Annotated in this window: 8 protein-coding genes; 6 read left to right on the top strand and 2 right to left on the bottom strand. The window is 66.9% G+C overall.

Features of this window, described 5'->3' with window-relative positions; translation table 11 throughout:
- The 6 genes from recD2 to AC5JJ6_RS31965 form a co-directional block, all read left to right on the top strand.
- Positions 1 to 1,965 (top strand): SF1B family DNA helicase RecD2 (gene recD2 / locus AC5JJ6_RS31990; protein WP_496045923.1); only part of this gene is annotated, 1,965 nt, incomplete at its 5' end.
- 140 nt (positions 1,966 to 2,105) lie between these two features.
- Complete coding sequence (locus AC5JJ6_RS31985) at positions 2,106 to 2,519, top strand: hypothetical protein (protein ID WP_496045922.1); 414 nt, start codon at positions 2,106 to 2,108, stop codon at positions 2,517 to 2,519.
- Between the two features lie 419 nt (positions 2,520 to 2,938).
- The gene (locus AC5JJ6_RS31980; RefSeq protein WP_496045921.1) at positions 2,939 to 3,241 is read left to right on the top strand and encodes a DUF4167 domain-containing protein; all 303 of its coding nucleotides are present in this window, start codon (positions 2,939 to 2,941) and stop codon (positions 3,239 to 3,241) included.
- Positions 3,242 to 3,751: 510 nt separating this feature from the next.
- Positions 3,752 to 4,030, top strand: coding sequence for an HU family DNA-binding protein (locus tag AC5JJ6_RS31975; protein ID WP_496045920.1), 279 nt, complete (start codon positions 3,752 to 3,754; stop codon positions 4,028 to 4,030).
- Between the two features lie 164 nt (positions 4,031 to 4,194).
- On the top strand, positions 4,195 to 4,842 hold the full coding sequence (locus tag AC5JJ6_RS31970; RefSeq protein WP_496045919.1) for a DUF7986 domain-containing protein: 648 nt from the start codon (positions 4,195 to 4,197) through the stop codon (positions 4,840 to 4,842).
- Positions 4,843 to 4,920: 78 nt separating this feature from the next.
- Positions 4,921 to 5,391, top strand: coding sequence for a Ros/MucR family transcriptional regulator (locus tag AC5JJ6_RS31965; protein ID WP_496045918.1), 471 nt, complete (start codon positions 4,921 to 4,923; stop codon positions 5,389 to 5,391).
- A 51-nt stretch (positions 5,392 to 5,442) separates the two neighbouring features.
- Here AC5JJ6_RS31965 and AC5JJ6_RS31960 read toward each other — a convergent pair whose 3' ends face one another.
- Positions 5,443 to 6,873: a hypothetical protein gene (locus AC5JJ6_RS31960; RefSeq protein WP_496045917.1), complete on the bottom strand. Its 1,431-nt coding sequence runs from the start codon at positions 6,871 to 6,873 to the stop codon at positions 5,443 to 5,445.
- A 254-nt stretch (positions 6,874 to 7,127) separates the two neighbouring features.
- A partial coding sequence (locus AC5JJ6_RS31955; protein WP_496045916.1) for a dimerization domain-containing protein occupies positions 7,128 to 7,970 on the bottom strand: 843 nt, incomplete at its 5' end.

Here is a 7,970-nt window from a genome sequence, read left to right as displayed (position 1 = left end):
TCCTTCCTCCAATCGGCCCCGCCTGCCTCTGCCGAGGGCATCGAGAAGTACCTGTCCTCCGGCCTGATCCGCGGCATCGGCCCCATCTACGCCCGCAAGCTGATCGCCGCCTTCGGCGATGCCGTGTTCGAGGTCATCAAGGCGGAACCCGAGCGGCTGCGGACGCTGCCCGGCATCGGACCGCAGCGGGCCCGCCGGATCATCGAGGGCTGGGCCGAGCAGCGTGCCGTCCGCGAGATCATGATCTTCCTGCACGGCCATCAGATCAGCACGTCCCGCAGTGTCCGGATCTACCGGCTCTACGGCAGCGATGCCATCCGCCTGATCAGCGAGAACCCGTACCGGCTTGCTCGCGACGTGCGCGGTATCGGCTTCGCCTCCGCCGACCGGATCGCCGCCGCCTTCGGCATTGCCCGGGAGTCGCTGCTGCGCATCCGGGCCGGCCTGTCGCATGTCCTGGCCGAAGCAATGGATGAGGGGCATTGCGGTCTGCCGCGCGATGAGCTGATTGACGCTGCGGCAAAGGTGCTGGAGGTGGAAGCCGGGTTGGTCGAGCACGCCATCGCCGAAGAGGTGGCGGAGGGCACGCTGGTCGAGGATGCCATCGACGGCCGGGCGGCGGTGTTTCTGGGCTGGCTGTTCCACTCCGAGCGCAACATTGCCGAGCGGCTGGGCGCCCTCAGCAAGGGTCCGCCGCCCTGGTCGGGGATCGATGCCGACCGGGCCATCCCCTGGGTCGAAGGGCAGGCCGGGATCTCGCTGGCGCCGAGCCAATCGGCAGCGCTGCGCCGGGCGCTGCGTGCCAAGGTGCTGGTCATCACCGGCGGTCCCGGCGTCGGCAAGACGACGCTGGTCAGCAGCATCATCAAGATACTCGCGGCCAAGGGTGTCCGCATCCTGCTGGCGGCGCCCACCGGCCGGGCGGCCAAACGAATGAACGAGGCAACCGGGCTGGAAGCCAGGACCCTGCACCGGCTGCTCGAGGTCGCCTCCAGCACGGGCGGCTTCAAGCGCTCGGAAGAGAACCCGCTGGAGGGCGACCTGCTGGTGGTGGACGAAACGTCGATGGTCGACGTCTCACTGATGTACGCGCTGCTCAAGGCCGTTCCGCCCGGCATGGCGCTGCTGCTGGTCGGCGACGTCGACCAGCTGCCCAGCGTCGGTCCGGGACGGGTGCTGGGCGACATCATCGACAGCGGCATCGTGCCGGTGGTGCGGCTGACCGAGGTGTTCCGGCAGGCGGTCAGCAGCCGGATCATCACCAACGCCCACCGCATCAACACCGGCAGGCTGCCGCTGCTGCCGGGCCGGGGAGAAACCAGCGACTTCCACTGGGTCGACGCCGGCACGCCCGAGCGGGTGGTGGACATGCTCGTCCATCTGGTCGCGCGCCACCTGCCGCGCAGCCAGGGGATCGACCCGATCCGCGACATCCAGGTGCTGTGTCCGATGAATGTTGGGTCGGTGGGCGCGCGCTCCCTGAACATCGAGCTGCAGAAGGCGATCAACCCGCCGGGTGCTGTTCGGGTAGAGCGGTTCGGCTTTGCCTTCGGCGCCGGGGACAAGGTGATGCAGATCGTCAACGACTACGACAAGGAGGTCTACAACGGCGACATCGGTCGGGTCGTCTCCGTTGATCCGGACAAGGCAGAGCTGGTGATCCGGTTCGATGAGCGCGAAATCTCTTACCGCTTCGACGAACTGGACCAGGTGGTGCTGGCTTACGCCACGACGATCCACAAGAGCCAGGGCTCGGAGTACCCGGTCGTGGTGATCCCGCTGACGCTGCAGCACCTGGTCATGCTGCACCGGAACCTGCTCTACACCGGCGTCACCCGGGGCAAGCGCCTGGTCATCCTGGTCGGCGAGAAGAAAGCCTGTGCGGTGGCGGTCTACGGCACCATGACCAAGCCGCGCTACACCAAGCTGCACGAGTGGGGAGAGGTTTATGCCAAGCCGGTTTGAGCGGAAGCCTCGCCGACGCAGCCGATGTGACGACTTGGGAGCCCGGCAGCATCGGGAGCCCTGCTGTGACATAGCTTCGGACCGGAGCGGATGATTGTGCCCGTCCGAGGAGGAGTGCATTTGTTGTCGGGAAACCTGCCATGAAGATCAAAGCGTTTGATGCCGTCGTGCTCAGGAAATTGCAGCCGGAGATCGAGGCGGCGCTCGCCGCTCTTGGCCGCAGGCATGGTATTACGATTCGTTTCGGTACTGCCCGCTTCAGGGAGAGCACGGCCGAGCTCAAGTTCGAGCTGGCGGTGATCGACGGCGATGGCAAATCAGCTCGCCGCGAAGCCGAGGAGTTCACGAAGTACCACGCGATGTATGGTCTGGAAGCCGGCGATCTCGGCCAGGTCGTCATCCTCGACCGCGAAGAGCATCGCCTGGTCGGGTTGGCGCCCAACCGGCCCAAGTATCCGATCGTCATGGAACGCCTGCGTGATGGCAAGGTGGTGCTTTGTACCGAGGACGTGATCGAGAAGATCACGGCTCTGCGTTTGCTGAAACCGTCATGATCGATGCTGGGCGGGCGGCCGCTGACAGAGTGCCGGATTTGCCAATACCCAAAGCTCGACCATCGCCGACTGACAAGATTCGGATGAGGGATATCTGCTGGATGGAAACGAGGTGAGTTCCGGAAGAGGTTTCTGGCCACTTCGAGCCCGGCCTGACTGGACCGAGCTCTCCCTGCGCGGCGTCGCCTGGGTCACCCCGACCGCTGCCCGGCGTCAGGATCGAGGCTGCTGTCCCTCCGGCGGCAAGGAGCGCCCGCGCGATGGTCCCCATCGAAATGGCCGTCCGATGCTGCCTCATTCGGCCGCGACCAGCCCCTGATCCCGCAAATCGCTCCGTGGCTCTTTCCTCACCTGCATGATATGCCTCCGGCTTCAGCTATGCAGCTTCTATGACCAGACGCAGATGACGAGGATGTTCAGTGAGACCGTCCAACCAGAATCGATCAGGATCCCAAAACAGGTTTCCTGCTGGCCATAAGCCATCGCAACATGGCGGTGCCGGTCGTGTCGATAGTGGGCGCAGCAGGGGCGGCAGCGAGGGCGCCATGGCGAAGCACACCCGCTACCTGGAACTTGCTCAGCAGGCCAGAATGGCCGGCGACGAGGTAGCGATGCAGCACAACCTCCAGCATGCCGAACACTGGTACCGCACGGCTATGGCCGACCGACAGACCGGGAATGATCCGACGTCGGCATTCGAAGGGGAGGTGCTCGCCGATTGAGGCGATACGGTTGTGGTTCTGGCATACGCTGTCTGCCCCGGCTCAATCGCGCGGAACCCGGCCGGACGCTTCAGGTCCATCCCGGACCATACGGCCATCGTGACAGGACGCCGGACAGGCCAGACGAACCGGATGAGTGTGGATTGGCATCCGGGTGGCATACCAGATCATTCCTGATCAGCATTGCTGCGGGCAAATCGGTTCCCTAGTACAGGCCGCCGGAAGAGCCTGACCCACTGATCGTCATTGGGCTCAACGGTTCCGCACCCCACCAATCGCGCTTAGGGTTACGGACTTCCTGCGGGCTGAACTAATCCGCTCCCACCTCCGGTCCGGCACATCTTCTATTCCGGACGGAATGGACTGTGGAGTGTAGCGTCGGTGCAACCACACCGCCGAAATCGGCCGGCGATGCGGATTGTCCGGCGTGTTTGCCTTGTCACCCGGTCGAACCAGTGGCAATCGGAGAGACGCTGCCGATCGAGGCAGCCTGTGTGAGGGAGGTTGAGGATGAACCAGACGGAACTGATTGCCGCTGTTGCGGAGCGCGCCGGGTTGACCAAGGCCGATGCCGGCAAGGCGGTCGAAGCGCTGGTCGGCACGATCACCGACACGCTCAAGCAAGGCGACGAGATCCGCATTTCAGGCTTCGGCACTTTCGGGGTCTCCGAGCGCGGTGAGCGACAGGGCCGCAATCCCCAGACCGGAGCGCCGATCACGATCGCGGCGTCGAAGGCCGCTAAGTTTACCGCCGGCAAAGGCGTCAAGGGCGCGCTCAACGGCGGCTGAACCCGAAGTATGGGCGCCTTCGGTCCGGTCGGCGATCCGAGTGCGCGACGTTGATCCCTTCGGACGGCGCTGATGGCGACAGTTGCCCGCAGCCAGATCCCGACCCGGTGTCGGTTGAACGGCACCGGTGCGTCGTGTCAGGAGGAGTAGGGGACGAAACCTTGATGGATCGGGATCAGGCCCGCACCGACTATCGCCGGATCCTGGCGGGCGTTGTGCGTCATCATCAGGCGCTGGATCGCCACGTCGCCGGGGCTGCAATGGCGCGTGTCGCCAAGCGGCTCGGTCTGAGGCTCAGGGGCGGGTTCATCGATGCCGGCGACGACGAGATGGCTCTGGTCGCCGATCTGGCGATCTACGGCCGCGTCGGCGGATCGACCCGGGCGATCGACCGCTACGCCCGAGCGGTTTCGGGATCCCTCGACGCTTTCGACCTGGAACTGGTCGAGGCTCTGAGCCGGAACTGGTTCTCGATCGTCCGGTTCACCTCGCGTCATCCGATGGCCGGTTGGTACGTCGACGACCTCCTGCTCGAGCGGACCGGGCTCTGGCTGATGAACGAGGCGCTGGAGCAGTCGGCGCGCGAGGGCATGAGCCTGGGCACCCGGCTGTTCGAGGTCGGCGGCTTCGTTCTCTCGACCGGTGCCGCGGCGCCGCTCACGGACGCCTGGATGGACGCTCTGCGCGACGATCTTTGGACGCGGCGCAAACCGGGGGCGCTGACCGATGCCGAAGTTGTTTCTCTGTATCGGCTGACGCTGTCGCTTGGATCGGTGGCACGGCACAGAAATGCCCTTGAGGGCCCAGCCTGAAGTGCCGGTGCCGGACCGGCATCCTGTTCCGGCACCGGCGCCGGTCCACCGATTTACCCGACAGTTGGAGAAAGTTCGATGAACCCCAGCAGCCCCACCGTTTCTTCCGAAAAGATAGTCGCCCTGACCAGCGGGATCACCGCCGCCTACCTGCGCGGTAACGCCCTGCCGGTGGCCGACATTGCCGGCGTGATCGTCATCGTTCACGGCTCCCTCCTCCAGATCGGTCAACCGGCGCCGCCGCAGCCGGAGGAAACCCGAAAGCCGGCGGTACCGATCCGCCGATCGGTCACGGCCGAGTACATCGTCTGCCTGGAGGACGGCAGGAAGCTGAAAATGCTCAAGCGTTACCTGCGCACGACCTACGGCATGACGCCGGACCAGTACCGGGCCAGATGGAACCTGCCGGCTGACTACCCGATGGTGGCACCCGCTTATGCCGGGAGGCGCAGCGACCTTGCCAAGGCAAGCGGCCTGGGCAGGCGCCGCCCCGAGCCCGAACCGGTTTCCGTCCCGAAAAAACGCGGCCGCCCAAAAGCGACGGCCTGATCGTCGGCACCCGGCTCCCCCGCACCGGTGATGACCGGAACGTCGCCGTCGTCAGTGGCGCAGGTCGGTGACCTTGAGGGCTTCCCACATCCAGCTGAAATCATAGGCTGGGTGCCCCTGGGCCTGGCTGCGGCGCGCGGCGCCGTTCTCCAGGTACTTCAGCCACTCCACCACCTTGCGGCGCCCCGCCTTGGACCGGGCCGCCTGCTTCGGGCTCTTGCCGTCCAGCATCGGGATCGGCTGGGACAGGATCTCGCGGTAGTGACGGTCCTCGACCTCGTGCAGCAGCGCCGCCATTTCCTCCGGCGGCAGCGGCGGTTCGGGCGGGGGTTGATCGTCTCCCGCAGCAGCCGCGTGCTCCGCCATCGCCTGCTCGGGCGTCTGCAGCGCGGTCAGCGGCGCCTTCACCAGGGAGCCGAGTATCCCGGCCAGCCAGCTTTTTCCCCGCTCAGCCCGCTCCACCGAGTTCGTCTGCAGCACCACGGCGGTCGGATCCAGCCGGACCGAGCCGAGTACCCGCCCGCCCTGGTCATCGTAGGTCTTGAACATCACCGCACCGGATGAGGCGCCCGGCACAGCGCCGACCGGAGGCGCGTCGGTCAGCCATGTCCAGGCCGGCTGACCGGGCTCGTCCCGGACCAGATCCGGCAGGCCGTCGAGGCGGCTCTCGATCTCGCCGGACCGGGCGGGATCCTGGATCGGAAACCGTGTTTCCGAGAAGATCAGCTTGTCACCGTCGAAATTGACGAGGTTGGGCATCGCCTGACCCAGGACGCTGCGCAGGGAACGGGTCAGCCACGCCTGGGTGAACAGCGGCGCCATCTCGCCGAGAATGGCGTCCGCCACCGGATACTGATCGATGTCGCCGATCGGGACGCCCTGCTGCCTGGCCTGCCGCTTGACGCTGCGGGCGAAGCTTTTCCGGGCCTGGGTGAACTCGTCGACCAGGGCGCTGCTGTCCTCGAACGTCAGCGGCACGACGCCGCCGGCCATATGGATCTCATTGCCGACCGGCAGCATTCGGGCGGCGATGCGGTCCCACTGGGCGAGGCCCTGGGAGGCCAGCTTGTCCCTGACCTGGATCGGATCGCCGCCGCGGATCAGATCGCGGGCCATAAAGTGGCGGCCCGGCGTGGTGCCGACGACCTCGTAGAGGTTCATGACCGAGCGGCGCAGGGCTTCCAGGTAGTGCCTGACCGGCGCCGGCTCCTTCCAGCCGCGGCGCTTGAGGTAGTCGTCGATGACATTCCCGTCGTCGGGCTCGAAGTCGCAGGTCGCGAAGTCCTCGAAGGCGCAGCCGATCAGCTGGGTATAACCGCCCGCTCCGAGCAGATCCGGCAGCTCATCCGGCTCGAGGTCGAACTGCTCGAAAACCGGCTCGAAGTGGTCGGCGATGATGGCGTCGAGACGCTCGCGCCATTCCTCCCGCTGCGCCCACTTCATGATGGCGGCGATCGCCTTGTCGTGAGCGGAAACCCGCATGTCTCGCCCTCCCAATCAGTCATGGCGTGAAACAGTAGCGGGTCAGAAACCGCCCGGCAAAGGCGTTGAAAGGATCAGAGGGGGCAGGGTGTTCGAGGGATGACGAGCCGGGTGACCTTCGCCCTGACGGTATCCTGTCAGCCCAGGAGACGAGGGCAGCCGCTCTCATATCCAGCTGACCCGGATACCGTTGATCCGCTGGAGCCGGCGGTGTGATCACCTGGAAACCAGCGCATCTTGCGGTTCCGGCACGATCAGGATGAGGCAGCTCCCGGCTCTTCTGTTCCGTCAGCGGTTGGGAAGGGTTTGTCGCCGCGGGCGATCCGGTCGAGCAGGCGGCGGACGCCGCGGGTCCGCTCGTCGGCGGCGGCAATCAGCCGGTCGAGCGCGTCGAAGTCGAAGCTCACCGCCGTGAGGCGCGCCGGTTCAGCCGACTCCGCGTCCGGCGGTGCCTCAGCCACCCCGGCATCGTCCATCAGTTCGGCGAAGGGGGCGGTCAGGACGCGCTTCGGCCGCCCGCGCGGCCCTCCCCTGGCCCGGCGCTGGACGGCTGTCGTCTCGGCCCGGATCGGCAGCAGGCGCTTGAGGCCGTAGAGCCGCCGGGCGCCCCGCCCGGTTCGGCCGGTGACCTCGGCGGCGACCTCAAGCTGGACCAGGGCTTCCAGCATCCGCGACGCACCCTCGACCGAGCAGCCCAGCGCCTCGGCCAGAGCGGAGATCGACAGCAGAGGCGAGGCGGCCAGCAGATCGACCGCCGCCGGCAGCCGGCTGTTGGACCGGGCGCCGGCGCGGTGGTCGACCCGAAGCCGGGCCTGGCGCCACTCCTGCTCCATCGTCAGCAGCAGGTCGCGGCCCTCCCCAGCCTCGCGCCCGACCGTCTCAAGAAAACGCACCGTGAAGCCGTCGGGATCGTCCGGCCCGGCCCGCAGGGCATCGCCGCCGGTGACGGCGGCCAGCGTGTGGATCGTGATCCCGCGGTCGCGCAGGTAGAGCGGCACGGCGGCGCGGATGGCGGGCCGGCTGCCCTGTCCCGCCAGCCAGGCGAGCATGCCCTGGGCGGTGGCGACCAAGGCCGGCTGGCCGCCCCCGCAGTTCCG

This window comes from Skermanella sp., assembly GCF_059503625.1.
This window is presented reverse-complemented; position numbering and strand designations above follow the sequence as displayed.